Annotated in this window: 24 protein-coding genes and 1 other annotated feature; of the genes, 23 read left to right on the top strand and 1 reads right to left on the bottom strand. The window is 47.4% G+C overall.

The features are described from left to right. Positions 1-2: 2 nt before the first annotated feature. The 21 genes from mraY to NLX74_RS23275 all read left to right on the top strand — a co-directional run bounded on the left by mraY (position 3) and on the right by NLX74_RS23275 (position 21,858). Positions 3-971, top strand: coding sequence for a phospho-N-acetylmuramoyl-pentapeptide-transferase (mraY, locus tag NLX74_RS23375; protein ID WP_013311092.1), 969 nt, complete (start codon positions 3-5; stop codon positions 969-971). A 4-nt stretch (positions 972-975) separates the two neighbouring features. Continuing rightward, positions 976-2,397 carry a UDP-N-acetylmuramoyl-L-alanine--D-glutamate ligase gene (murD, locus tag NLX74_RS23370; RefSeq protein ID WP_235309382.1) on the top strand — a complete coding sequence of 474 codons (1,422 nt, stop codon included), beginning with the start codon at positions 976-978 and terminating at the stop codon, positions 2,395-2,397. Between the two features lie 49 nt (positions 2,398-2,446). Then, positions 2,447-3,544 carry a stage V sporulation protein E gene (gene spoVE, locus NLX74_RS23365; protein WP_061828513.1) on the top strand — a complete coding sequence of 366 codons (1,098 nt, stop codon included), beginning with the start codon at positions 2,447-2,449 and terminating at the stop codon, positions 3,542-3,544. 6 nt (positions 3,545-3,550) lie between these two features. Next, a complete protein-coding gene (murG, locus tag NLX74_RS23360; RefSeq protein ID WP_061828512.1) occupies positions 3,551-4,660 on the top strand; it encodes an undecaprenyldiphospho-muramoylpentapeptide beta-N-acetylglucosaminyltransferase in 1,110 nt (369 codons plus the stop codon). Between the two features lie 146 nt (positions 4,661-4,806). Beyond that, a complete protein-coding gene (gene murB / locus NLX74_RS23355) occupies positions 4,807-5,712 on the top strand; it encodes a UDP-N-acetylmuramate dehydrogenase (RefSeq protein ID WP_069289985.1) in 906 nt (301 codons plus the stop codon). Beyond that, on the top strand, positions 5,702-7,012 hold the full coding sequence (gene murA, locus NLX74_RS23350) for a UDP-N-acetylglucosamine 1-carboxyvinyltransferase (protein WP_254330536.1): 1,311 nt from the start codon (positions 5,702-5,704) through the stop codon (positions 7,010-7,012). Before murB ends, murA begins: the two co-directional genes overlap by 11 nt. A gap of 56 nt (positions 7,013-7,068) precedes the next feature. Continuing rightward, on the top strand, positions 7,069-7,833 hold the full coding sequence (locus NLX74_RS23345; RefSeq protein ID WP_061828510.1) for a cell division protein FtsQ/DivIB: 765 nt from the start codon (positions 7,069-7,071) through the stop codon (positions 7,831-7,833). A 199-nt stretch (positions 7,834-8,032) separates the two neighbouring features. Next, complete coding sequence (ftsA, locus tag NLX74_RS23340) at positions 8,033-9,304, top strand: cell division protein FtsA (RefSeq protein WP_250268825.1); 1,272 nt, start codon at positions 8,033-8,035, stop codon at positions 9,302-9,304. 67 nt (positions 9,305-9,371) lie between these two features. After that, positions 9,372-10,496 (top strand): cell division protein FtsZ, encoded by a 1,125-nt coding sequence (gene ftsZ, locus NLX74_RS23335; RefSeq protein ID WP_013311084.1) that lies wholly within the window; start codon positions 9,372-9,374, stop codon positions 10,494-10,496. 188 nt (positions 10,497-10,684) lie between these two features. Beyond that, positions 10,685-11,671 (top strand): sigma-E processing peptidase SpoIIGA, encoded by a 987-nt coding sequence (gene spoIIGA, locus NLX74_RS23330; protein ID WP_254330535.1) that lies wholly within the window; start codon positions 10,685-10,687, stop codon positions 11,669-11,671. Between the two features lie 106 nt (positions 11,672-11,777). Then, a complete protein-coding gene (sigE, locus tag NLX74_RS23325; RefSeq protein WP_235309388.1) occupies positions 11,778-12,518 on the top strand; it encodes an RNA polymerase sporulation sigma factor SigE in 741 nt (246 codons plus the stop codon). Positions 12,519-12,614: 96 nt separating this feature from the next. Beyond that, positions 12,615-13,397 carry an RNA polymerase sporulation sigma factor SigG gene (sigG, locus tag NLX74_RS23320; protein WP_007431182.1) on the top strand — a complete coding sequence of 261 codons (783 nt, stop codon included), beginning with the start codon at positions 12,615-12,617 and terminating at the stop codon, positions 13,395-13,397. Between the two features lie 111 nt (positions 13,398-13,508). Further along, the gene (locus NLX74_RS23315) at positions 13,509-13,853 is read left to right on the top strand and encodes a YlmC/YmxH family sporulation protein (protein ID WP_254330533.1); all 345 of its coding nucleotides are present in this window, start codon (positions 13,509-13,511) and stop codon (positions 13,851-13,853) included. 86 nt (positions 13,854-13,939) lie between these two features. Continuing rightward, positions 13,940-14,824, top strand: a complete 885-nt coding sequence (pgeF, locus tag NLX74_RS23310) for a peptidoglycan editing factor PgeF (protein ID WP_254330532.1) — start codon at positions 13,940-13,942, stop codon at positions 14,822-14,824. A gap of 8 nt (positions 14,825-14,832) precedes the next feature. Beyond that, positions 14,833-15,534: a YggS family pyridoxal phosphate-dependent enzyme gene (locus NLX74_RS23305; RefSeq protein ID WP_235309392.1), complete on the top strand. Its 702-nt coding sequence runs from the start codon at positions 14,833-14,835 to the stop codon at positions 15,532-15,534. Further along, positions 15,525-15,977 (top strand): cell division protein SepF, encoded by a 453-nt coding sequence (locus NLX74_RS23300; RefSeq protein WP_013311078.1) that lies wholly within the window; start codon positions 15,525-15,527, stop codon positions 15,975-15,977. Before NLX74_RS23305 ends, NLX74_RS23300 begins: the two co-directional genes overlap by 10 nt. Positions 15,978-15,984: 7 nt before the next feature. After that, entirely contained in the window at positions 15,985-16,242 is a 258-nt protein-coding gene (locus tag NLX74_RS23295) for a YggT family protein (RefSeq protein WP_023989436.1), read from the top strand. A gap of 8 nt (positions 16,243-16,250) precedes the next feature. Continuing rightward, a complete protein-coding gene (locus NLX74_RS23290; RefSeq protein WP_254330530.1) occupies positions 16,251-17,033 on the top strand; it encodes a YlmH family RNA-binding protein in 783 nt (260 codons plus the stop codon). Between the two features lie 173 nt (positions 17,034-17,206). Next, positions 17,207-17,716 (top strand): DivIVA domain-containing protein, encoded by a 510-nt coding sequence (locus NLX74_RS23285; RefSeq protein WP_023989434.1) that lies wholly within the window; start codon positions 17,207-17,209, stop codon positions 17,714-17,716. Positions 17,717-17,877: 161 nt separating this feature from the next. Then, positions 17,878-18,157 (top strand) — a binding site (T-box leader). Between the two features lie 78 nt (positions 18,158-18,235). After that, the gene (gene ileS, locus NLX74_RS23280; RefSeq protein ID WP_254330528.1) at positions 18,236-21,325 is read left to right on the top strand and encodes an isoleucine--tRNA ligase; all 3,090 of its coding nucleotides are present in this window, start codon (positions 18,236-18,238) and stop codon (positions 21,323-21,325) included. 140 nt (positions 21,326-21,465) lie between these two features. Continuing rightward, positions 21,466-21,858, top strand: coding sequence for a DUF5665 domain-containing protein (locus NLX74_RS23275; RefSeq protein ID WP_235309396.1), 393 nt, complete (start codon positions 21,466-21,468; stop codon positions 21,856-21,858). Positions 21,859-21,880: 22 nt separating this feature from the next. Here the strand turns inward: NLX74_RS23275 and NLX74_RS23270 are convergent, their stop codons facing one another. Next, positions 21,881-22,615 carry a TraR/DksA C4-type zinc finger protein gene (locus NLX74_RS23270; RefSeq protein WP_235309398.1) on the bottom strand — a complete coding sequence of 245 codons (735 nt, stop codon included), beginning with the start codon at positions 22,613-22,615 and terminating at the stop codon, positions 21,881-21,883. A 235-nt stretch (positions 22,616-22,850) separates the two neighbouring features. Here NLX74_RS23270 and lspA point away from each other — a divergent pair, with 235 nt between their 5' ends. Next, positions 22,851-23,342 (top strand): signal peptidase II, encoded by a 492-nt coding sequence (lspA, locus tag NLX74_RS23265; RefSeq protein WP_023989430.1) that lies wholly within the window; start codon positions 22,851-22,853, stop codon positions 23,340-23,342. 1 nt (position 23,343) lies between these two features. After that, positions 23,344-24,315 (top strand): RluA family pseudouridine synthase, encoded by a 972-nt coding sequence (locus NLX74_RS23260; protein ID WP_254330526.1) that lies wholly within the window; start codon positions 23,344-23,346, stop codon positions 24,313-24,315. Positions 24,316-24,511 lie beyond the last annotated feature (196 nt).

Here is a 24,511-nt window from a genome sequence, read left to right as displayed (position 1 = left end):
CCATGGATATTCAATTATTACTGCTGACGATCGTCGTATCGTTTATACTGGCGGTCATTGCCGCTCCACTGCTCATTCCGCTGCTGCGGCGAATGAAATTCGGCCAGCAGGTCCGGGATGACGGGCCACAAAGCCATCTTAAAAAGATAGGTACGCCTACAATGGGCGGTATCGTGATTCTGGTGGCTTTTACGCTGACCTTTCTTAAGTTTTCAGCTATCAAAAATACGGACTTTTACGTTCTGTTGGTTGCTACGCTCGGTTTTGGGCTGATCGGCTTTTTGGACGACTATATCAAAATTGTATTCAAACGCTCGTTAGGTCTGACGGCGCGTCAAAAGCTGTTTGGGCAATTATTGTTCGGCGCAATTATGTGCTGGCTTCTGCTTAGCAATGATCATAGTACTGCGATCGGCATCCCTGGAACGTCATGGTCATTTGATTGGGGCGGCTGGTTTTATTATCCGTTCATCATTATTATGATGCTGGCGATTAGCAATGCTGTCAATTTCACGGATGGGCTGGACGGGCTGCTGTCCGGTACAAGTGCCATTGCCTTTGCTGCTTATGCCATTGTCGCGATTCAGGCAACCTCGCTTCCGGCAGCAGTATGCTCAGCAGCTATGATTGGCGCTGTACTCGGATTTCTCGTATATAATGCTCATCCAGCCAAGGTGTTTATGGGTGATACAGGCTCGCTGGGAATCGGCGGCGCCATAGGTGCCATTGCCATCGTTACGAAAAGCGAAATTTTGTTCCTCATTATCGGTGGTGTATTCGTAATTGAAATGCTGTCCGTAGTCTTGCAAGTAGCTTCCTTTAAAACACGTGGCAAGCGTATTTTCAAAATGAGCCCAATTCATCATCACTTCGAGCTGTCCGGCTGGTCCGAATGGCGCGTAGTTATTACATTCTGGGCTGTAGGACTGCTGTTGGCAGGACTCGGACTTTATCTCAACAAGGGGTTGTAGACAAATGAACCATCCAGACGCATACAGAGATCAGGAAGTCGTCATTATCGGTCTGGCTAAAAGCGGCGTGCAAGTTGCCAAGGTGCTGCACCAGGCCGGAGCCAAGCTGACAGTCAATGATAAAAAGGATAGGGAACAATGTCCCGAAGCTTCTGAATTAGAGGCTTTGGGAATTTCCGTTTTATGTGGGGGTCACCCAGAAGGGCTAATTCATCCTGGAGTGAAGCTGGTTGTCAAAAATCCAGGGATTCCTTATACCGCCCCTCCCGTACAGAAAGCTGTCGAGCTCGGCATTGAGGTCGTGACCGAGGTTGAGGTCGCCTACCATCTATGTAAAGCTCCGATCATCGGAATTACTGGCTCCAACGGAAAGACGACCACGACCACTTGGGTAGGCAAGCTGTTGGAAGCATCCGGCATGAATCCAATCGTGGCTGGTAATATCGGTACGCCCGTATGTGAGGCGGCTGTGGATGCCAAGTCGGACGAGTGGATGGTTGTGGAGCTGAGCAGCTTTCAGTTAAAAGGAACAAAAGATTTCAAGCCCACTGTGGCCTGCCTGCTCAATGTAGCTGAGACCCATTTGGACTACCACGGAGGCATGGAGGACTACGTTGCATCCAAGGCGCGTCTATTTGCCAATCAAACGGCAGCGGATACTGCGGTGGTGAACTGGGATGACCCCGTCTGCCGGGAGCTCGTACCCTATATAAAAGCGAAGCTGCTTCCGTTCTCTATGACAGAACGTTTGCAGGAAGGGTTGTTCGCTGACCCGCCATACATACTGGATGTGACGGACGATATTGAACGTAGCATCGTATACCGCGATGGAAATGGTGTGCTGCATCCCATTATAGGCGTAGCTGAGATTGGACTTCCCGGTCGTTTTAACGTAGAAAATGCTCTTGCTGCTTGCGCAATCGCCATTGCTGCAGGCGCAGAATCAGCGAATTTGGCGGAACCATTAAGTACTTTTCGCGGCGTCGAACATCGGCTTGAATATGTTTTAGAACACGCTGGTGTAGCTTATTACAATAATTCCAAAGCAACCAATTCGAAAGCAACAATGATGGCCTTATCTTCCTTTAAGCAACCCATTGTACTCATTGCCGGAGGATTGGATCGAGGCTCTGATTATACAGAGCTCGTACCTTCCTTGCAGGAAGGTGTGAAAGCCGTTGTGCTCTTGGGTGAGACACGGCATAAGTTGGCTGAGCGGGCCCAGCAGGCTGGAATAGAGCATGTCAAGGTCGTCGATAATGGGGAGGATGCCGCCGCTACGCTCGTGGAGGCTGTGAACAAGGCTGCTGAATTTGCTGAGACGGGAGATGTAGTATTACTCTCACCCGCCTGTGCAAGCTGGGATATGTTCCGATCCTATGAAGAGCGTGGACGTATTTTTAAAGAGGCGGCGCATAAATTGTAAGTAGGGGGGTTGGATAAGCCCCTACTTTTATGCAAGGGGTGGCCTCCTGATGAAGCAATCTCGTCCAGCGCCGGATCTATGGCTTTTCGTTTGTATTGTAAGCTTATTAGCCATCGGCATGGTTATGGTATACAGTGCGGGCGCCGTCCTCGCTTTTCACGAGTACGGGGACTCCTACTATTTTGTAAAGCGGCAATTGCTGTTTGCAGGGCTCGGCCTTGTAGCGATGTACTTTACTGCCAGAACGGACTACCGGATCTGGCAGAAATATGCCAAGGTCGTGTTGTTGATCTGTCTAGCGCTACTGGTTGCCGTATTAATTCCCGGCATTGGTGTAGTAAGAGGCGGGGCACGAAGCTGGCTCGGTATTAGCTCTTTCGGCATTCAGCCTTCCGAGTTTATGAAGCTAGGTATGATTCTTTTTCTCGCTCGTTGGCTCAGTCGTCCTGACTATGATATTAGCTCTTTTACGCGCGGCCTGTTGCCCCCGCTTGGACTCATGGGACTGGCTTTTGGGCTTATTATGCTCCAGCCCGATTTGGGCACAGGCACGGTAATGATGGGAGCGTCCATGCTCATCGTATTTACGGCAGGCGCGCGTATGAAGCATCTCGGTCTGCTGGCTCTGTCGGGAGCAGCAGGGTTTGCTGCACTGATTGCAGCTGCGCCTTATCGACTCCAGCGCATCACCGCTTTTCTGGACCCTTGGTCCGATCCGCTTGGCGCAGGCTATCAAATTATTCAATCGCTATATGCGATTGGTCCTGGCGGGCTGGCGGGCTTGGGACTCGGCATGAGTCGACAAAAATATAGCTACGTTCCTGAGCCGCAAACTGATTTTATTTTTTCCATTTTGGCGGAGGAGCTTGGCTTTATCGGTGGAATGACGGTGCTGGGGCTCTTTTTGGTTCTCGTATGGAGAGGAATGCGTGTCGCTATAACCATTCCCGATACCTATGGCAGTTTGCTTGCGGTGGGTATTGTCGCAATGGTCGCCGTACAGGTCGTCATTAATATTGGTGTCGTTATCGGTTTAATGCCGGTGACAGGAATAACACTGCCCTTAATCAGCTATGGAGGTTCTTCTCTGACCTTAATGCTAACAGCTCTGGGCATTTTACTAAATTTATCACGTTATGCGAGGTGAACGTTTATGCGCGTCGTGTTGAGCGGCGGCGGCACCGGAGGGCATATTTATCCGGCGCTGGCCGTAGCCAGACAGTGCGAAGAGATTGATCCGGACGCTGAATTTTTATATATTGGCGGTCAACGAGGACTCGAAAGCAAGTTGGTTCCTCAGGAAAAAATTCCATTTGAGGCTATTGATATCACAGGATTTCGTCGCAGCTTGTCTGTGGAAAATATAAAGACGATCATGCGCTTTTTCAAAGGGGTTCGCAGATCCAAAGCATTATTAAAGAAATTTAAGCCAGATGTCGTTATTGGCACGGGGGGATATGTATGCGGACCCGTCGTTTATGCAGCTTCCAAGTTGGGAATTCCCAGCATTATTCATGAGCAAAATGCAATTCCAGGGTTGACTAATACATTTCTGAGTCGCTATGTGGATACAGTGGCTGTTAGCTTTGAAGGCTCAGAAGGAGCTTTCCCCAAAGCTAAAAATGTACTGTACACTGGGAACCCGCGTGCTACAACAGTTCGTTTGGCTAACCGGGATCGGGGATTTGCTACAATTGGGGTTCCGATGAACAGTTCGGTCGTCCTTGTGGTCGGTGGCAGCAGGGGAGCGAAGGCCATTAATGACGCCATGATTGCAATGGCTCCGCAACTTTCGCAACTGAAAGACGTCCATTTTGTATATGTAACCGGTGAATCTTATTATGAGCAAACGCTGGATAGCATACGGAATCAGATCGGCTCATTGCCCAATCATCTACATGTGCTTCCCTATATTCACAATATGCCAGAGGTGCTGGCTTGTACCTCATTAATTGTTAATCGCGCAGGTGCGTCCTTCTTGGCAGAGATCACATCTTTGGGCATTCCGTCCATTCTGATCCCATCACCTAATGTGACGAATAACCATCAGGAGGCTAATGCTCGTACACTTGAAAAGGCAGGCGCATCCGTCATGATTGTAGAAAAGGAACTGAGTGGCCCGGCCCTGTTTCAATCTATAGCGGGAATTATGAAGGATGAGGCACGGCGAAGTCGCATGGCAGAGTCGGCGTCTGCGCTCGGCAAGCCTGACTCAGCAGATATTTTAGTAAAAGAAATGGAACGTCTTGCCCATAAAAGGTAGTCTGCAGCGCAGAATTGGGCGGTTGTCACACACCGGATGGTATTTACATAGGATACCCTATAGATTGTGACCATCACTCAGGCTGCCGGTTGTCAGGTGAGAGCCTTACAACCATGCGGGGCAAGCAACAAGGAGGTTTCAGTACAATGCAGCAATGGATGCCATTATTAGCGGAGCATGATATCGGAAAAGTGCTGGAGCATGAGCCGCTGTCCAAATATACGACATGGAAGATTGGAGGCCCTGCGGATGCACTTGTCATCCCGGATACCAAAGAGCAGCTGGCAAGAGTTTTGAAGCTGGCTAGCGAGCACGGAATTCCCTGGATGCAGTTGGGGCGGGGCTCCAACATGCTCGTCTCTGACAAAGGGATACGGGGACTTGTGATCAAGCTGGGGCCAGGATTTGATTATGTTCATTTTGAGAATGAACAGATCGTTGCTGGAGGAGGCGTTTCACTGGTCAAACTGTGCGTTATGGCCAGCAAGCAGGGCCTGTCCGGTCTTGAATTTGCTGGTGGTATCCCAGGATCAGTTGGTGGGGCTGTCTACATGAACGCCGGTGCCCATGGGTCTGATGTGTCACAAATATTCCAGTCCGCTGAGATTGTGCTGGATACAGGGGAATTGGCTGTGTACGATGCTGACAATATGCATTTCAGCTATCGTCACTCCGTGTTGCATGAGCAACGTGGAATGGTGACAGAGGCAGTGTTTCGGATGAAGCGGGGCGATCGGGAGGAAATTTCATCAGCGCTTGCGGCTTTTAAAGACCGCCGTCGGCTGACCCAGCCGCTACAGTTAGCTTGTGCAGGAAGCGTGTTCCGTAATCCTCCAGGTGACTATGCTGCTCGTCTTATTGAGAGCGCAGGTCTCAAGGGCTTGAAGGCGGGAGGCGCTGAGGTATCTGTACAGCATGCCAATTTCATTGTAAATACCGGTCAAGCGACAGCAGAGGACGTGCTTACCCTAATGAAGCATATTCAAAGTACAATATCATCTCAAACCGGCATCAAGCTAGTTCCGGAGGTTTTCGTAGTGGGTGAGCGGTAAACTCGGAGGTGATACATTGGACAAATTGGTGATTGAGGGAGGCCGTCCCCTGTCAGGCACCATACGTATCCATGGGGCAAAAAATGCGGCACTACCTATTCTTGCAGCGAGCTTACTTGCACAAGGTAAGGTAGAAATTCGGAATGTGCCCCATCTTTTAGACATTAAGGTCATGCTGCACATCCTTGAAAGACTCGGCTGTACATGCCGACATGAAGAGGAAACGGTATACGTGGATACGTCGTCCGTCCGAACGTTCCAAATTCCGGAAGATTTGATGAAGCAAATGCGCTCATCTATCTTTCTGATGGGACCGCTGCTCGCCAGATATGGAGAAGTTTCCATTTACCAGCCCGGAGGCTGCGCCATAGGCGAGCGCAAAATTGATCTTCACCTAGAGGGCTTAAAAGCTCTTGGCGCAGAGATAGAGGAAAAAGACGAGCAAATTACGTTTCGAGCCCACAAGCTAATCGGCTCGGACATCCACATGGATTTCCCGAGTGTAGGTGCAACGGAAAATATTATGATGGCCGCTGCGTTGGCTGAAGGACGAACAACGATCACCAATGCAGCGAGGGAACCGGAGATTCAGGATCTGCAAAACTTCTTGAATGCCATGGGAGCCCGTATTATTGGTGCTGGAACCGACACGATTACAATCACGGGGGGCAGCCGCCTCAATCCGTGTACGTATGAGGTCATTCCTGACCGCATAGTAGCTGGAACGGTTATGATTGCAGCTGCAGCTACACGAGGAAGTGTGTCGCTGACCCACTGCAATCCATCCCACTTGTCTGCTCTGATTCACGTCCTCAGGCGGGCTGGTGTTCAAATCGGCATCTTGAATGATATAATGACCGTAAGTTGTATGAGTCGTCCCAAAGCAGTGGAGAGGATCGTTACCTCCCCTTACCCGTCTTTTCCGACAGATTTGCAATCTCAGGTCATGGTTCTGCTTTCTTTGGCGGACGGATTTAGTGTCATGAAAGAGACCGTCTTCGAAAGCCGATTCAAACATGTGGATGAACTAAATGTAATGGGTGCTGATATTACGGTTGATGCAAATGCTGCTTTTATAAGAGGAGTTTCTCGTCTGTACGGGGCTACGGTAGAGGCTACCGATCTGCGGGCAGGGGCAGCGCTGGTCATAGCGGGTCTAGCGGCTCAAGGACGTACTATTGTCGAGCAGGTTCATCATATTGACAGAGGGTATGACCGGATCGAACGTCTTTTCCAGGGACTGGGTGCCCGAATGAGCCGTCAGTCTCCGGTGCCGGAGCACCTGGATTTCGTAAATTAATGCCTGTAATGTCCCTCCGTTAACGGGGGGACAAAAGGCTTTTGTGGAGAGAAGCTATGCCAAATGCTCAAATACCTGTTCTTAAAAAGAACAGAACGAAAAAAAGAACAAGCCGGAAGATTGCTATTCTTCTCATTTTGTTGTTTATCGTACTGCTCGCTGTTCTCTTTTTCCGTTCTTCGTTGAGTCGGGTTTCTGAAATTCGTTTTGATGGTAATGTATTTTCGACCCGAGATCAGCTTCTTAATCGAAGCGGTCTGGCTGTTGGAGACCAGTATTTCGGAGTCAGTTCATCCGACATCTCTGAGAAGCTGCGGGAAATTCAATCGATACAGCAAGTCACAGTGGACAAGCAGTTTCCGGGTATTATTGCTATTCACATTAAAGAGTTTGCTACGGTCGCTTACGAGTTGCAGAGTGATGGGAGCCTTCGTGCTATTCTAGCGAATGGGACAAGCGTGAGCGTGGGAAGTAGCGGAATAGCTGTTGAGAAGCCTATTTTGACTAAATGGAAATCTGATGATCCGTACAAAGCGAAGCTGTGTGATGCTTTATCGCGCATTCCGGGGGAATGGACAGCCGATATTTCGGAAATCATTCCCGCACCGATTCCTTCTTTTCCGGATCGCATCAAAATGTACACACGTTCCCAGTTTGAGGTTATTACAACTGTTTCTCTACTGAATTCTAAAATCAGCTATTTGAACCAGGTGCTAGAAACAGAAGATCCAGGTTTGATCACCATGTTGGAGGCGGATTCCTACGTTCCGTTCAAACCGGATACGAGTGAAGAGGGCCAAGAAAAAGATACTACTCAGTGATGTGAAAAAATGCTAGAATTGATTTTATGGGTAATAGACTTGCCTCCTTCTTTTTTCTTCAAATTTTTATGTGACTGCAACCATAAATTGGCTTCTAAAAAATTTGTAGAAAAAAGAGGGAAAGCATGGAGTTTGTTGAATATGTACAGAGTGTGTTTAAAGAACGAAATTCATTTTGGAGTCAGGAGGTGCCACAGACTTGAGCAACAATGACATCATTGTTAGTTTGGACATCGGTACATCCAAAGTTCGGGCTATTATTGGGGAAATGAATAATGGAACCTTTAATATTATTGGAGTTGGATCTGCCGACTCGGAAGGGATTCGCAAAGGTGCAATTGTAGACATTGATCAAACCGTGCAATCAATCCGTAACGCCGTGGATCACGCAGAACGCATGGTTGGTATTCAAATAACAGAAGTGTATGTGGGGATTTCAGGCAATCATATTGGCCTGCAAAATAGTCATGGCGTAGTAGCCGTGTCCAACGAGGACCGTGAAATCGGTGAGGAGGACATTGAGCGTGTACTGAAGGCAGCTGAGGTTATTGCCGTACCACCGGAGAGAGAAATTATTGACGTGGTAGCCAAGCAGTATGTCGTGGATGGCCTTGAAGGCATTCAGGACCCTCGCGGTATGATTGGAGTTCGTCTCGAAGTAGAGGCTACGATTGTTACTGGAGGCAAGACCCCGATACATAATCTGTTGCGCTGCGTTGAGAAAGCCGGCTTGAGGATTAAAGATCTGGTCTTGCTGCCTCTTGGAGCCGGACAATTGTCTCTTTCGAAGGATGAAAAGGTGATGGGTTCAGTGCTGGTGGATATTGGTGCAGGATCTACGAATGTTGCCATTTTCCAGGAAGGAACGATTGTTGCCACATCAACACTTCCGATTGGTGGAGAATTTGTAACCAATGATATTGCCTACGGACTGAGAACCCTTACCGATCAAGCCGAAAAAGTAAAGCTTAAATACGGCTGCGCATGGTATGATGATGCGGCAGCCGATGTCGTCTTTAAAGTGACGCGTATCGGCAGTAATGTGGATAAGGAATTCAACCAGCAGGATTTGGCTGCTATTATTGAGCCGAGAGTGCAGGAAATTTTTCAACTCATTCAGGCGGAAGTTAAGCGCTTGGGTTACACAGAGCTTCCGGGAGGTTATATACTTACCGGAGGCACCGTCTCCATGCCTGGTGTACTTCAGGTGGCACAAAGCGAACTGGCCGCTTCCGTAAGGATCGCCGTACCTGATTTTATCGGTGTAAGGGATCCGGGCTACACGAGCGGAGTTGGAATCTTGCATAATGCTATTCGTTACTATCGCGGAAGATCGACTAGCGTTAGCAACAGTGGCGGAAGTACCAAGAAGCCGACTAACCGAACCAAAAGCAGTAGTCCCGCCACGGAAGGCGAGCAAAAGCAGGGGTTGATTGAACGCTTAAAAAATATGTTCAGTGAATTTATATAACGTTCATTGCTAATTATGCCAATCATGGACGGGCCATCCATGCACATTGAGGGGGAGATGGAATAGTATGTTGGAATTTGATTTTGAAATGGAGAGCTTGGCTCAAATTAAAGTGATCGGCGTCGGAGGCGGCGGCAGCAATGCGGTTAACCGAATGATCGAAAATGGTGTTCAGGGTGTGGAGTTCATTACAGTCAATACAGATGCCCAGGCACTTCATTTAGCAAAGTCTGAGCATAAGCTTCAAATTGGGGATAAGCTGACCCGCGGTCTGGGTGCCGGCGCTAACCCCGATGTGGGTAAAAAAGCGGCTGAAGAGTCGCGTGAGCTCATTATGAATACGCTCAAAGGTGCGGATATGGTATTCGTAACGGCGGGAATGGGTGGCGGTACTGGAACCGGAGCGGCTCCTGTCATTGCTGAAATTGCCAAGGAATGCGGCGCGCTGACTGTAGGCGTCGTAACCCGACCATTCACGTTTGAAGGGCGTAAGCGTTCCAATCAAGCTGAACTTGGTATTGAAGGATTAAAAGAAAAAGTAGACACTTTGATTGTAATCCCGAATGACCGTTTGCTTGAAATTGTGGACAAGAAAACCCCAATGTTGGAAGCATTCCGTGAAGCAGACAATGTTCTGCGTCAGGCGGTTCAAGGTATTTCAGATTTGATCGCTGTACCGGGTCTAATCAACCTCGACTTTGCTGACGTTAAGACGATCATGACGGAGCGTGGCTCCGCTTTGATGGGGATTGGCGAAGCAACTGGTGAAAATCGTGCGGCTGAAGCAGCACGCAAGGCTATCATGAGCCCGTTGTTGGAGACATCCATTGAAGGTGCTCGTGGTGTGATTATGAACATCACTGGCGGCAACAACCTGTCCTTGTATGAGGTTAATGAGGCAGCTGAAATTGTAACATCGGCTTCCGATCCGGAAGTAAACATGATTTTCGGTGCTATCATTGACGAAGAGTTGAAAGAAGAGATCAAGGTTACCGTCATTGCCACTGGCTTTGAAGGCAAGCCAAGTCAACCGGCACCGGGACGTAAACCGGCAGCCAACCCGGCTACTTCCGAATCGGCGGAAAAAGGCTCTCCTAACTTGCGTCCATTTGGTAACACTCAAAGCAGTGACCAATTAGACATTCCTACATTCTTACGTAACCGTTCGCGCAATAATAATAACGATAACTAGTTTCAATTCGGATTGCCCGCATTCTCCCTGGAGATGCGGGCTTCTTTCTGTTTTCCGTGTCTTGCAGTTCAGGCGCTTCTCCTCTTTCCGACAAAATTAGTCGGTCACCGTCCCCACCGTTAGACAGACTTTGAACAGCATGACTACTATACTTAATCCTATCCTGCAAACGCTGGGCGGGTGAAGCCTTGGTTGTTTATATCGACTTGATTTTTTTGGCCAATTTGTTCATTGATGCTGTGTTGCTGATGGTCACCGCCTGGATGAGAAAAATCCGTCCAGTGTGGTGGAGGTTGTTGACTTCAGCTGGAATCGGCGCAATGTATGTGGTCATGATGTTTGTGCCGGAACTGTCCTTTTTATTTACATTCCTGATCAAACTGGCATTATCGGTCATAATGCTGCTGGTGGCTTTTGGATTTGGCAGCATGCAAAAGTATCTTCGTACAATGGGTGCTTTTTACATGATCAATTTTGTAGCTGCAGGTGGCATTTTGGGGATGCATTATTTTCTCCAAAATACGGGGGAATTGTTTAACGGCATCTGGTACACCGCTTCGGGTGGAATGTCCTTTGAACTCAAAATCGCATTCTGGTTTATTTTATGCGCATTTGGCGGAGTGATGCTTTTCTTTCGTATTGTGCAGTCCTCAAAGCAGCGCACAGAAAGGATGAGTGGGTTTTTGGGACAAGTGCAGGTATGGATTGGGCAGGATCATATTGAGTGTACAGGCTTGTTGGATACAGGTAATCAGCTCTATGATCCTTTGACCCGAACCCCGGTGATGGTCATGGAGGCGGCTTTGTGGGAATCGTATTTGCCCGCCTCCTGGCTCCGAAAATGTTCTGAGGGTAATGCTGACCAACTGGTGATGGAACTGGGGGACGAATCGTTTAGCTGGCAGGATCGTGTTCGCCTCGTCCCCTATCGTGGAATTAACCGCAATCATTCCTTTATGCTCGCCCTTAAACCAGACCGGGTAGAGGTGGTGATGAATGGGGTTCATTTTGTACATCATCGAGTGTTGATTGGCTTGGACGGGGGGACATTGTCGGCAGAGGGTAAGTATCGCGCCATCATCCACCCGGATGTGACGGCACAAGAAGAGGGCAGTGCTGATACAAACCAGAAAGAAGATGCACATATTGGTGAGCATTTTACAGAATCAGGATGACGGAGCATAAACACAAAACGATGTTTGAAGGCGACGAGAAATATCCAATGGTGAAATGGGCGGAGCACAGCTGGAATTGCACTATTTTCAAAAGGGGGAGAATGATATGCGGGAACAGTTGAAATTGAAGATGAAAATTAGGTTAGCATTGCAATTGCAATATTATCGTATTTTATTTTTATTTGGGCTGAAAAGTGAAGAAATTTATTATATTGGCGGCAGCGAGGCGCTCCCCCCACCGCTGACGAGAGACGAAGAAGAATATTTGCTGGGAAAACTTTCTTCTGGAGATGCGGCAGTACGGTCGATGCTAATCGAAAGAAATTTGCGGTTAGTCGTATACATTGCCCGTAAATTTGAGAATACGGGCATCAACATTGAGGATCTCGTATCCATCGGTGCTATTGGACTAATCAAAGCGGTTAACACTTTTGATCCGGAGAAGAAAATCAAACTTGCCACATACGCTTCTCGATGCATTGAGAATGAGATTTTGATGTATTTGCGTCGCAATAGTAAAACGAGAACGGAAGTTTCTTTTGATGAGCCTCTGAATATTGACTGGGATGGTAATGAGTTGTTGCTTTCTGATGTGATGGGCACGGAAAATGATACCATTTACCGTAATATTGAGGAGCAGGTGGACCGTAAATTATTGCATAAGGCACTGGATAAATTGACGGATCGAGAGCGTTTGATTATGGAGCTGCGCTTCGGCTTACAAGACGGAGAGGAGAAGACACAGAAGGATGTTGCTGACCTGTTGGGTATCTCGCAATCGTATATTTCGCGTCTGGAAAAGCGAATTATAAAGCGCTTACGAAAAGAATTTAATAAAATGGTATAATGCATGGGTATATCCGGAAGCGATGGAAACGGCGAATAAAAAAATGCCCTCAGGAGATAATGTACATTAATGTTGCTCCTTGGGAGGTAAGACACGATGACCCGAAACAAAGTGGAAATTTGCGGTGTGGATACCGCCAAACTGCCGGTATTAACCAATGCAGAAATGCGCGAGTTGTTCACATCACTTCAGCAAAATAATGAACGATCAGCCAGAGAAAAATTGGTCAACGGCAATCTCCGGCTCGTCCTGAGTGTGATTCAACGATTTAACAATCGGGGAGAGTTTGTGGACGATTTGTTTCAGGTAGGATGTATCGGCCTAATGAAGGCGATTGATAATTTTGACCTTTCGCAAAACGTAAAGTTCTCCACTTATGCGGTGCCGATGATTATCGGAGAGATCCGCCGTTATTTGCGGGATAACAATCCGATCCGTGTGTCTCGTTCGTTACGGGATATTGCATATAAGGCGCTTCAGGTGCGGGACAGTCTGACGAATCTGAACTCGCGAGAACCAACGATTTTTGAAATTTCAGAGGCACTGAATGTGCCTAAAGAAGACGTTGTGTTCGCGTTGGATGCGATTCAGGATCCAGTTTCGCTGTTCGAGCCGATATATCACGACGGGGGCGACCCAATCTATGTGATGGATCAGATCAGTGATGACAGAAATAAAGACGTCTCATGGATTGAGGAAATCGCTCTGCGGGAAGCGATGCATCGCCTGGGCCAGCGTGAAAAGATGATATTGTCTATGCGTTTTTATGAAGGAAAGACGCAAATGGAGGTTGCCGACGAAATCGGTATCTCTCAAGCCCAGGTTTCAAGATTAGAGAAGTCGGCTATACAGCAAATGCAAAAACATGTAAAGTCCTAATGAAATGAATGCTTGAATGATCAGCGATAAAAACGATCCTATTCGGATCGTTTTTGCGTTTACAGGACATTTTTTGGGCTCTTCCACTCATATAGTGAAATAAAGGATGTGATGCGTGTGAGTGCACCGGAAACGTCAGTAAGAGCAATGAAAATTTCCGAGTTTCAAACCAAGGATGTCATTAACATTGTAGATGGACGACGCCTCGGACAAATCAGTGATTTGGAGATTGACGTGCGGCAGGGGAAAATTGAAGCCATTGTGGTTCCAAGCAGCAGTCGTTTTATGGGCTGGTTTGGAGGCGGAAGCGAGTTGGTCATCCCGTGGCGCAACATTGTGAAAATTGGTTCGGATGTTGTGCTTGTACGACTAGAAGGATTGCAAGAGCCGCCGGGTGAAGGGGAAGAAAAGTTGTATATCGAACGTCAAGAGCGGAGTGACCGAAGGGGCTTCTGAACTTGCAGATCTATCTACGTATTTTAGTGTGTTGTGAAGACACGGCGGCGGCTTTTTGGTACACTGGGCAGTAGAGGTGAGAATGAATGGAACCATTTGTAGTGAATACCGAGGCTACGGGGGCAAAGCCAATGCAAGATGGCGGGCGTCCCGTACCGGAGTTGTTATATATTCAATCTTGGGAGCGACAGGTTCAGGGATTAACAGCTGGTTTTACAGGTCGTCATGGCGGTGTCAGTGAGGTGCCCTACGCTAGTCTGAACTGTGCGTTTCACGTAGGGGATGACCCCGAGAAAGTCATTCGTAATCGGCAGCTCATTGCAGAGCAGCTTGGTTTTGCTGCTGAAGCATGGACGTGCGGTGAGCAGGTTCATGGTCACCATGTTGCTGTCGTCAAGGCTGCTGATCGCGGGCGGGGCTTTATGGATCGTGCATCCGCTTTTCAGGACACAGATGGACTTTTGACGAATGTACCTGGCATTTTGCTGACGTCCTTTTATGCAGACTGTGTACCTTTATATTTTTGTGATCCAGTGCGCCGTGTGATTGGGTTGGCGCATGCAGGCTGGAAGGGAACAGTTGCGGAAATTGCATTGAAAATGGTACAGACCATGCAGAACGAATATGGATCTCAGCCGTCTGATATACTAGCAGCTATCGGTCCTTCCATTGGTTCTGAATCCTATGAGGTGGATGAGCACGTGATGAGCCAAATTAGGGTTTTGGAGCATGATTGCCCGGGTAATGATAAATGGGAAGGTTCTGTTTACTTCCCCTTAACCGACGGAAAAACACTACTTGACTTGAAACAATGCAATCGACACATTATGATGAAAGCAGGAATATTGCCGAGCCATATCGAATGTACTACCTTATGCACGAGTAGCCGTAGCGATTTGTTTTTTTCATATCGCAAAGAAGGCGGCGTCACAGGAAGAATGGCGAGTTGGATTGGTCTGGAAGAGAGGTGAGTCCTCCCGTGTCTATGGAGGAACGAATTAAAGAAGTGAATGCCCGTGTAGAAGCGGCATGTGCCCGAAGTGGGCGTTCGCGTGATGAAGTTAATGTGATCGCTGTCACGAAATATGTTTCGGCAGTGGCAATGACATCAGTATTGGATAGCAACTTGGAGCATGTGGGCGAAAATCGCTGGCAGGATGCTGCTGATAAATGGAGCAAGTTGGGTGACCGGGGAACATGGCATTTTATTGGTCATCTCCAAACGAATAAGGTTAAAGATGTGATTGGAAAATTTAAATTTATACATTCGCTTGACCGCTTATCGCTCGCTCAGGAATTGGACAAGAAAGCAGCCGCTCTGGGATTGCGAGTTAAAGCTTTTGTGCAAGTCAATATTTCTGGAGAAATGTCCAAATATGGCTTGTCCTCTGAGGCGGTTGCCCCCTTCTTGGAACAAATTCGCGAGTTGGAGCATGTGGACGTGATTGGCTTGATGACGATGGCTCCTCATGAAGAAGACCCGGAAAAAACTCGGCCTGTGTTTCGGGGATTGCGTGAATTACGGGATACGTTAAATGGACAAGCCTTGACCAGAGAACCCATCGTTCACTTGTCAATGGGGATGTCCAATGATTTTGAAGTGGCAGTTGAAGAGGGAGCGACCTGGCTGCGGCTTGGTTCCGTACTGGTCGGACGAGAGGAGGATTTCCATTGGGCGTAATGAATAAGTTCATGAACTTTCTGGGGCTTCAGGAAGAAGAGGAAGTTATAGAGCGAGAGGTTATGAATACGCCGGAAGATCAAGAAATTGAAACCCCAAGCTTTGATAAACGTAAGAACCAGAAGGGCACTAATGTTGTCAGCATCCATTCACAGAAAAATGTGAAAGTTGTCCTGTATGAGCCGCGTTCTTATGATGAAGCACAGGAAATTGCCGACCATATCCGTTCCCATCGTACCGTTGTAGTCAATTTGCAACGAATTCGCAAGGATCAGGCGCTGCGCATTATTGATTTTTTGAGTGGTACTGTGTATGCACTGGGTGGTGGTATTTCCAAGGTCGGGAATAATATTTTTCTGTGTACACCAGATACGGTTGAAATTCAAGGCTCTATTACAGAAATACTGGCTGACACTGAACAAGAACTTAACAGAATGAGGTGAACTTTTCTTGATCGAGGTAATTTACTGGCTATTTCAGATTTATTCGTACATGATCATTGCATATGTTCTGCTGTCATGGCTTCCTAATGCCAGAGAGAGTGTAATTGGTGATTTACTTGCCAAGTTTGTGGAGCCGTATTTGTCTCCTTTTCGCAGGTTTATACCGCCAATCTTCGGGATGATTGATATTTCGCCCATCGTTGCGCTGATTGCTCTGCGTTTTGCGTCGTACGGTTTGATTTCTTTAATTGGTAATTTCGTCTAGGAGGAGTTATGCGAACTGAGATTTATGAGCATTTTCACCCGGATGAACGGGACTATGTGGATCGCGCTTCCGAATGGATCAGTCATGCGGGAGCTTATCATGAGCAGAAGCTGACTGATTTTTTGGACCCGCGCCAACAGTACATATTGGAGACACTTGCTTCGAAGGAAGACAAGGTCACGATTAGGGTAGATGGCGGATACATGGCTTCGGAACGAAAGCGGGCGCTGATTGCGCCCGATTATTCGTATTTGGACGGTGAGAAGATGGGGATTCAGGTCCTTTCCATCACATCTGACGATCATAAAATAGGTACCCTTGAGCACGGTGATTATCTAGGTGCCCTACTGGGGCTTGGAATCAAACGTGGGAAAATCGGGGACATTCATGTACTGGATGATGGGTGCCATGTATTGGTAGCTTCAGAGATTGGTGATTTTATGACGATGCATTTACAGCAGGTACATCGTGTTCATGTATGGACAGAACTGTTGCCTGTCGCGAGTCTGCGAACGAAGGAAGTTGCATTAGATGCGCTAGATCTGACGGTCGCTTCCTTGCGCCTGGACGGTATTGCCAGCGACGTGTACAAGCTAAGCCGAAGTAAAATATTAACACCGATTCGGGCGGGGCGGTGCCGGGTAAATTGGAAGGTGGAGGAGAATCCATCCACTCCGCTTAAAGCGGGGGACGTTATTTCCATGCAGGGTTTTGGGCGTTTCAAAGTGCTTGAAACAGACGGGATGACAAAAAAGGGGAGATTCCGTGTCAAAATTGGTAAGTTTGTATAGCTATAGGCAGGAATCACGAGCTTTCTGTCGAAAGAATTAAGCTATAGCCGAAGAACTGGAACGATTTTGCTCTGTACAGTATTCACAAAACGGGGTATGATGACCGATAGATGATAGTGAGCGTCGTGACGCGGAAAATGTATTTTTTGTCAATCTTATAGGAGGTGGACGGCATGCCATTAACGCCATTGGATATACATAACAAGGAATTTGCCCGCCGGCTTCGCGGTTATGATGAGGATCAGGTTAATGAATTTTTGGATCAGGTGATCAAAGATTACGAGGGCGTTATTCGTGAAAATAAAGAACTCAGCACCGAGTTGTTGAACGTACAGGAGAAGCTCGATCATTTCGCGACGATTGAGGATACGCTGAGTAAGACGATTATCGTAGCGCAGGAAGCGGCTGATGAAGTTCGTAACAACGCTAAGAAAGAATCCCAACTGATCGTGAAGGAAGCGGAAAAAAATGCGGATCGTATTGTGAACGAAGCATTGTCCAAATCCCGCAAGATCGCGTTGGAGGTTGAAGAACTGAAGAAGCAGGCATCGATTTACCGAGCACGGTTTCGTACACTGGTGGAAGCACAGCTTGACTTGTTAAGCCAAGACGGCTGGGAAGCACTTGAAAACCGGGAACGCGAAGTACTGGAGCGCGAGCGTGAGATGAAAGAAATTTACTAATTTCATTTCTGACAAGCTTTTATCAGGCTTTGTTAGGGTTGACTTTTATCTTTAAACAGGCTATAACTGTAAATACTATACTGATTTCAATGATTATCCGTTGTCGGCTGATGATTGTTATTCAAGGCAACGATGTTGCTGATTTCGATGAATTTAACATGTTTAATTCGTTGATGGGAACGAGTACGTCATGATTTGTCCCTCAGAGAGTTGGCCTTCCGGTGCAAGCCAACGTTCAGAACATGACCGAAGATCCTCCCGGAGAAGTGAGCTGAAGCGCTTAAGATTTATGGCGTGTGTAAGCAATCACCGTTTGCCATGCGTTATAATGGCGCCCTGCTGTAGTTGAGTGGGGCTCAGAGAGCCGTGATGAGACTGTATTTTTAATGGTCTGTTTTTACGGAATCAGGGTGGTAACGCGAGCACAGTCTCGTCCCTTTACAGGGATGGGGCTTTTTTTGTTGCTTTTTTTAGGAAATGCTAGAGAAATCAATGATGAGCAGAGAGGGAGTATGACGTATGAACAGAGTGGATGTTAAAGAAAAAGCACGGTCTCGTGACCTACGCATCCTGAGCAAATGGAAGCAGGAGGACACATTCCGTAAATCCATCACAAATCGTGAAGGAAAGCCAAATTTTGTGTTTTATGAAGGCCCACCAACAGCTAACGGTAAACCGCATATCGGTCACGTGCTGGGCCGTGTAATTAAGGATTTCGTCGGTCGCTATCAGACGATGAAGGGATACCGCGTCGTACGTAAGGCAGGCTGGGACACGCATGGCTTGCCGGTAGAATTGGGTGTACAAAAGCAGCTGGGAATCTCCCACAAACCTGAAATTGAAGAATACGGTGTTGAAAAGTTTATTAAAAAATGTAAGGCGAGCGTGTTTGAGTATGAGCAACAATGGCGTGATTTAACCGAAGCGATCGGATATTGGACAGACCTCGATAACCCGTACATTACATTGGATAATAACTATATCGAGAGTGTATGGAACATTTTGGCGACGATTCATGAAAAAGATCTGCTGTATCGTGGTCATCGTGTGAGTCCGTATTGCCCGGATTGTCAAACGACGCTAAGTTCTCATGAAGTAGCGCAGGGCTACAAAGATGTGAAGGATCTGAGCGCCACGGCTAAATTCAAACTGCATAACAGTGGTGAATATGTACTGGCTTGGACGACAACGCCTTGGACCTTGCCGAGTCACGTGGCGCTCGCCGTCAACCCTGAACTGGAATATGCACGTGTGAAGCAGGAAGACGGTGTATACATCGTTGCTAAAAATCTGGTTGAGGACGTAATTAAAGGCGAACATGAAGTGATTGGCACGCTATCCGGTTCAGAACTGGTTGGCCAAACGTATACCCCGCCATTTACGTATTTTCAGGTTGAAAAGGGTAATCAGATTCTGGGTGCGAAGTTCGTAACAGACTCCAGCGGTACAGGTATCGTTCATATGGCTCCGGCGCATGGTGAGGATGATTACCGGGTATGCCGTGAAAATGGTGTTGAATTTATCAACGTGGTGGATCTTCAAGGTAACTATGTAGAGGAAATCACTGATTTTGCAGGCCGTTTTGTGAAAGACTGTGATGTAGATATTGTTAAAATGCTGTCCGAAAAAGGCTTGCTGTACAGCAAGGAAAAATACGAGCATAGCTATCCGTTCTGCTGGCGCTGCGACACTCCATTATTGTACTATGCTATGGACAGCTGGTTTATCAAAACAACTGCGATCAAGGATCAATTGATTGCCAACAACAGCGAAGTCGAATGGTACCCGGGGCATATACGTGAAGGACGTTTTGGCAAGTTTTTGGAGGAACTGGTGGATTGGAACATCAGTCGCGATCGCTATTGGGGTACACCACTAAACATCTGGGTTTGTGAGGAAACTGGAGAACAGTTCGCTCCGCATAGTATTGCTGAGTTGAGGGAACGTGCGATCGGCGACGTACCAGCGGATATCGAGCTTCACAAACCATATGTAGATGATATCAAGGTTCGTAGCCAATGCGGTAAATACGAAATGACTCGTACACCGGAAGTAATCGACGTATGGTTCGATAGCGGCTCCATGCCGTTTGCGCAGCATCATTATCCTTTTGAGAATAATGAAACGTTCGAGCAGCAATTTCCGGCAGATATGATCTGTGAAGGAATTGACCAGACTCGTGGCTGGTTCTATAGCTTGCTTGCGGTTTCGACTATGCTGACTGGCAAAGCTCCTTATAAAGCTGTCATGGCGACAGGCCATGTACTGGATGAGCAAGGGCAGAAAATGTCTAAATCCAAGGGCAATGTTATTGATCCGTGGGAAGTGATTGACGAGTACGGTACAGATGCTTTCCGTTGGGCATTGCTGTCCGATAGTGCACCATGGAATAGCAAACGTTTCTCCAAAGGCATTGTAGGTGAGGCTAAATCGAAGCTGGTCGATACGCTTGTCAATACACACGCTTTTCTGACCTTGTATGCAGATATCGACGGATTTGATCCGGCACAGCATCCGTTCAAACCATCGGCCCATAAGTTGGATCGTTGGATTTTGTCCCGTCTGAACAGCCTCATTTTGGTAGTGGACAAAGCGCTGGCTGTAAATGACTTCCTGAACTCATCTAAAGCAATTGAATCGTTTGTGGATGAGCTGAGCAACTGGTATATCCGTCGTTCACGCGACCGATTCTGGGGCAATGGTCTTACAGAAGATAAGCTGGATGCATACCGTACACTGACTGAGGTGCTGTTAACGACTGCCAAACTGCTTGCGCCATTTACACCACTGCTTGCAGAGGATATTTACCTCAACCTAAGCAACGGGGAAAGTGTTCATCTGGATGATTATCCGACTGCCAATGAGTCCTTGATCGATCTGGAACTGGAACGAGATATGGAAACGGCACGCCGTGTCGTTGAATTGGCGCGTAACGTCCGCAACGAAACGGGTTTGAAAACGCGTCAACCGTTGTCCGAGTTGATTCTGTCCATGGATCAGGACTTTGAACTGAGTGGCTATGAGGAAATCATCAAAGATGAGATTAACGTGAAGCATATTCATGTGGAGACGGACGATAGCGGCTTTGTAGATTTTACACTGAAACTGAATTTGAAAGTAGCAGGCAAGAAATACGGCAAAAATGTCGGTTTCCTACAAAACTTTTTCAAAGGAATGTCTGCTGAGGATACCCGTTCTGTTGTAGAAAAAGGAGTGTTAAACGTCGCTTCTCCAGAAGGTGAAGAACTGCAAGTTACGGCCGAAGAATTGCTGGTGGAGAAAAAAGCGAAAGAAGGCTTCGCTTCTGCTTCCGGTTATGGCTTAACGGTAGCGTTAAACACAGACATTACACCGGAGCTGGAGCAAGAGGGCTGGGTACGTGAAGTGGTTCGTGCGGTACAGGATTATCGTAAAAAACTGGATCTGCCGATTGAAAAGTATGTGGCGTTGACGTTGGATGTGGATAATGAGCTACGTCTGGCCATCGAAAGCTTCGACTCTGTGTTGCGTGAGAACGTACTGGTTACTACTGTGACATTTGGTCAAGCCGAACCGGCAGAACATGTGGAAGTGAACGGTAAAACCATCGGCGTTCATATTGGGGAATAATTACAAGCCCCCTGTCCCATAATACAATAACAGGCAGCGTATAAAAACGAGCCTAAGCATCGGAAACGGGTTTTCTCCGTTACGTGCTTCGGCTCGTTTGCTGCGTTCAGGGCAGCCATGGGAAAAGGGGGATTGTGCATATGACGGCACGATCAAGGCGTAGACAGGGAAGGAGTCTCCGAGGTATCAATGGAGAAGGGGCTGCCATAGCCGCAGATAAAAGCAAAACAGGTAATCAGGCAGAGCAATTAAGTCGTGTTGAAAAGCTGATACGTGCTGTGTCAGAGCAAATGGAACGGACACGTATTGCAGATTACGCCTTGCTGCTGAATAAGCCTTGGCGATTACTCTGGCTAAATCTAATATCAGGCGTTTCCCGGGGAATCGGCATCGCGCTAGGTTTTACTTTTTTTGCCGCTACCATTATTTATGTGCTGCAAGTGCTCGGAGCGTTGAATTTGCCGATTATCGGTGATTATATCGCTGATATAGTACGGATCGTACAGCGACAATTGGAGCTTACCACCTATTAGGCAGCGATCTCCACTTTGAGGTTCACGATTCGTCTTCGTGCGTATCCGGCTCCAGCAGACCTTCGCCCTCGCCATCTTCTATATAACGCTGATAAATGGAGCTGCGAATAACAGATACATTTTGTCCATAAATGTCAGTAGCAATAAAGCTTTCGTATGGCTCTACGAAGCCCATATTATCATCACCTGCTTCAATTTCCATATCATCATAACTGTGGATTTCTCCACTTTCGGCCATCGCTGGTGTGTTAGAGGTACCCCAATTTTCGACGATCTGCCAAGCATCTTCACCGTCGAAGCCGTTTTGATCATCACGCTCATCCAGACTCGTTCTGCCGAACGAGGGAGCGAGAAATTCTTCCTCTACTGGGCGGCGGTTAGACACTTCTGTTTCGGGACTGTACTCTTTACAGTAAATGGTATAGGGAACAGCCAGTAGGCGCTCATAGGGAATGGGTTTACCGCTGGCGGCACAAATGCCATACGTCCCCTTTTCCATGGCCATTAGAGCTGATTCGATGCGTTCTAATTGGAATTCGTCGTGTTCCAGTAAGGAAATATCCTTGGCTCGCTCGTAGGTTTCGGTAGCCAGGTCTCCTGGGTGGTTATCAATAGGAGAAAGCTCGCCGGTTTGGTCGCGTTGGGAATCGCCGAGTCCGTAATGGTCGTTGCCTTGCAAACGATGCTCAATTTCTTTTTTGCGTTCCAGCAGTTCGTTACGCAAGCCCTGCAATTGTTGCTCCGTCAATGGGGACATGGAATCCTCTCCTTGTTCTAGGTTTACATGCGCATGCGTTGTGTGAAGTATGCTCCATGTAGCATGCACCGGGAAGACCTCTTTTACATAGGAAATTCTAATCAAATGCGAAGGAGTTCATTTTATGGATGATCTGTACTTGAAGCTTGCGGGATTCGTGGACGATCTGAGAATGCTTATGCTACAATAAATGGGTTCAACAACGGATATAAGCGGATCGGAGTGACGAAGGACTGTGATTTATTTTGGTATTGCGCTAATTATTTTTTTGATTGATCAGGGAGTCAAATATTTGGTGGCTACGCGGATGGAATTGTACGAACAAATACCAGTCATCGGCAATTTCTTTTTAATCACCTCCCATCGAAATCGTGGAGCCGCTTTTGGGATTTTGGAAGGTCAACGTTGGCTTTTTATCGTGATTACAATTGTAGTGGTGATTGGTATCGTCTGGTACCTGCGAAAAACAGTCAAGGCTGGACAAAAGCTACTTCCTGTTGCGCTAAGTTTGGTGCTGGGGGGAGCAGTCGGTAACTTTTTGGATCGAGCTATTTCAGGGGAAGTAGTTGATTTTGCACAATTTAATTTTGGGAGCTATACGTTCCCCATTTTTAATGTGGCAGATTCGGCGATTGTCATCGGTGTAGCACTGATTATTTTGGATACATTGCTGGAATCGCGTCGGGAAAAAGGAAATGGCAATGATAGCATTGAAGGGAAGTCATAGCATGAGCGAAGTGAATGAAAACGGCGAAGCCGCAGGTCTGTCTTATGAGGACGAACTGGAGGGTGAATCTCTGGAATGGACGGCCGATTCCGGGGATGCCAAAACGCGTATAGACAAATATATCGCCGAAGAAATGAAGGAAGTGTCTCGTTCTCAGATACAGATGTGGATCGGAAATGGTCGCGTGCTGGTGAACGGTACGGCGATCAAGGCGAACTACAAGCTGGCTGAAGGAGATCGTATTGTATTATCGATACCGGAGCCAGAAAGTGTAGATATTGTACCGGAAAATATTCCGTTGGATGTCGTTTACGAGGACTCGGACGTTATTGTTATTAACAAGCAACGTGGTCTGGTCGTGCATCCTGCACCGGGACACTCTTCGGGAACATTGGTTAACGCACTGATGTACCACTGTCACGATCTTTCCGGCATCAACGGGGAATTACGTCCTGGTATTGTTCACCGTATTGATAAGGATACATCAGGACTGCTGATGGCGGCTAAAAATGATCAGGCTCACGCATCACTTGCAGCACAGCTTAAGGACCATAGTGTGACTCGGAAATATATAGCCTTAGTTCACGGTCATTTGAGCCACGATCAGGGAACGGTAGATGCTCCGATTGGCCGCGATTCCGGTGATCGCAAATTGTTCACAGTGACGGAACGTAACAGCAAGCACGCAGTCACCCATTTTCTCGTCATTGAACGGTTGGGAGATTATACCCTGCTTGAACTTCAATTGGAAACAGGACGCACACACCAAATTCGTGTTCACATGAAATTTATTGGACACCCATTGGTTGGCGACCCTATGTATGGGCGCAGCAAAGGGGTTCGTATGGATGGTCAGGCGCTGCATGCGGCGGTACTGGGCTTTAAGCATCCATCCACTGGAGAGTACATGGAATTCAACAGACCGATCCCTCCTGATATGGAGGATGTGTTAGCGTCCCTGCGTAGTCGCTAAAACAATGACAATTTGCATTCCTATTCACAAACCTGAATAAATCATTAAGTTAAACCGCCTAAATGGCGGTTTTTTTTATTGTGGGATAAGGTATAGGTAAAAACAACTATGGATAATTATACAATGAAGTTGTATAATTATTAGAGTGCTTCCGGTGGTTCCGGTTGAACGGGTGTTGACACACGATTTTCAATCT

The organism is Paenibacillus sp. MZ03-122A, assembly GCF_024213325.1.
GTDB lineage: Bacteria > Bacillota > Bacilli > Paenibacillales > Paenibacillaceae > Paenibacillus > Paenibacillus polymyxa_B.
The sequence above is the reverse complement of the archived record's forward strand: the minus strand, read 5'-3'. Positions and strand labels throughout refer to the sequence as shown.

Bases quoted from the DNA above. Each gene is read 5' to 3' on its own strand.
- NLX74_RS23285 (WP_023989434.1), top strand. From the start codon at position 17,207: ATGCCATTAACGCCATTGGATATACATAACAAGGAATTTGCCCGCCGG.
- sigE (WP_235309388.1), top strand. From the start codon at position 11,778: ATGCGGGAACAGTTGAAATTGAAGATGAAAATTAGGTTAGCATTGCAA.
- pgeF (WP_254330532.1), top strand. From the start codon at position 13,940: ATGGAACCATTTGTAGTGAATACCGAGGCTACGGGGGCAAAGCCAATG.
- murD (WP_235309382.1), top strand. From the start codon at position 976: ATGAACCATCCAGACGCATACAGAGATCAGGAAGTCGTCATTATCGGT.
- ftsZ (WP_013311084.1), top strand. From the start codon at position 9,372: ATGTTGGAATTTGATTTTGAAATGGAGAGCTTGGCTCAAATTAAAGTG.
- NLX74_RS23290 (WP_254330530.1), top strand. From the start codon at position 16,251: ATGCGAACTGAGATTTATGAGCATTTTCACCCGGATGAACGGGACTAT.
- mraY (WP_013311092.1), top strand. From the start codon at position 3: ATGGATATTCAATTATTACTGCTGACGATCGTCGTATCGTTTATACTG.
- NLX74_RS23315 (WP_254330533.1), top strand. From the start codon at position 13,509: ATGCGTGTGAGTGCACCGGAAACGTCAGTAAGAGCAATGAAAATTTCC.
- sigG (WP_007431182.1), top strand. From the start codon at position 12,615: ATGACCCGAAACAAAGTGGAAATTTGCGGTGTGGATACCGCCAAACTG.
- NLX74_RS23345 (WP_061828510.1), top strand. From the start codon at position 7,069: ATGCCAAATGCTCAAATACCTGTTCTTAAAAAGAACAGAACGAAAAAA.
- murB (WP_069289985.1), top strand. From the start codon at position 4,807: ATGCAGCAATGGATGCCATTATTAGCGGAGCATGATATCGGAAAAGTG.
- NLX74_RS23260 (WP_254330526.1), top strand. From the start codon at position 23,344: ATGAGCGAAGTGAATGAAAACGGCGAAGCCGCAGGTCTGTCTTATGAG.
- ileS (WP_254330528.1), top strand. From the start codon at position 18,236: ATGAACAGAGTGGATGTTAAAGAAAAAGCACGGTCTCGTGACCTACGC.
- murG (WP_061828512.1), top strand. From the start codon at position 3,551: ATGCGCGTCGTGTTGAGCGGCGGCGGCACCGGAGGGCATATTTATCCG.
- spoVE (WP_061828513.1), top strand. From the start codon at position 2,447: ATGAAGCAATCTCGTCCAGCGCCGGATCTATGGCTTTTCGTTTGTATT.
- NLX74_RS23270 (WP_235309398.1), bottom strand. From the start codon at position 22,615: ATGTCCCCATTGACGGAGCAACAATTGCAGGGCTTGCGTAACGAACTG.
- NLX74_RS23275 (WP_235309396.1), top strand. From the start codon at position 21,466: ATGACGGCACGATCAAGGCGTAGACAGGGAAGGAGTCTCCGAGGTATC.